Below are 1,413 nucleotides of genomic sequence, written 5' to 3' on the forward strand. Positions count from 1 at the left end.
CGCTATCGAGCCGAGGGTGACGCGGGGCTGATTTCGAAGCGCCGCCACCGCCCAAGCAATCACCAGTTGCCCGATGATACGCTCTGCCGCGCGTTGGCGTTGATCCACGAGCGCTATGCCGACTTCGGCCCGACGCTCGCCTGTGAGAAGCTGCGTGAATGTCACGGATTGACGCTATCGAAGGAAACCGTGCGGCATCTGATGATCGAGGCCGGCTTGTGGGTGCCGCGCCGGCAGCGTCCGCCCAAGGTGTATCAGCCGCGCGCGCGGCGTTCGTGCCTGGGCGAGCTGATCCAGATCGACGGCTGCGAGCATCGCTGGTTCGAGGAACGCGCCCCGCAGTGCACGCTGCTGGTGTATGTGGACGATGCCACCAGCCGGCTGATGCAGCTGCATTTCACGCAAACCGAGTCGACCTTCAGCTACTTTGAGGCCACGCGGGCGTATCTCGAGCGCCATGGCAAGCCGATAGCGTTCTACAGCGACCGCGCCAGCGTGTTTCGCAGCGTGGTGGCGCACAAGACCGGGCGCAGCGTCACGCACTTTGGCCGGGCGATGTTTGAGCTCAATATCGACACGCTGTGCGCCAATTCGAGTCCTGCCAAGGGCCGCGTGGAACGCGCGCACCTGACCTTGCAGGACCGGCTGGTCAAGGAGTTGCGCTTGCGCGGCATCAGCACAGTCGCCGAAGCGAATGCCTACGCGCCGCGCTTCATGGCCGATTACAACGCGCGTTTTGCGAAGCCGGCGCGCCGCGCGTTCGATGCACACCGACCGTTGCGCGACGATGAGAAGCTGGACGAAGTGCTGACGTGGCGTGAGCAACGACGCGTCACCAAGACGCTCACGGTGCAGTACGATCGCGTGCTGTATCTGCTCGACGACACCGATGAGAACCGCGCGCTGATTCACCGCTATATCGAGGTCTGGGAGTACCCCGATGGACGCGTGGCGCTTCGGGCGGCGGGCCGCGTGTTGCCTTACCGGGAATACGATCGGCTCACGGAGGTGGATCAAGGCGCGATTGTCGAGCACAAGCGCCTGAGTCACGCGCTGGAGCTTGCGCAGAGGATGCAGGCACAGCGCGATGACCGGCGAGCCTCGGGATCGCCCTCGCGCACGAATCGGGGCATCGAGGTGCGTTCGCCCGAACGCGCACCCGGCACCAAGAAGCAGCGCGAGTTCACGCGCGACGATCTCGAACAGATGATCGGCCAGTTGAGCCAACAGCACACCGCAGCACACGCAAGCGGGACAACAACGGCTCATCGGTCGGGCAAGGCACCTTGAATGCGCACCCGCGCCCTGCCCGTTCAACCCGCTTTCTTCAACACTGCGTGAGAGCAAAATCCTTGGATAGATACGACATCTGTATTTAGCCGGTGGTACGACATTTCAATTTTGCTTTGACAT

General features: G+C 63.1%; 1 protein-coding gene. It reads left to right on the forward strand.

The features are described 5' to 3' along the window. Nucleotides 1–1,290, forward strand: a 1,290-nt coding sequence (locus NCS02_RS07555; RefSeq protein WP_250522963.1) for an ISNCY family transposase, incomplete at its 5' end; no start/stop codon positions are given. Nucleotides 1,291–1,413: the final 123 nt, after the last annotated feature.

Source organism: Caballeronia sp. NCF2, assembly GCF_023631205.1.
Taxonomy (GTDB): domain Bacteria; phylum Pseudomonadota; class Gammaproteobacteria; order Burkholderiales; family Burkholderiaceae; genus Caballeronia; species Caballeronia zhejiangensis.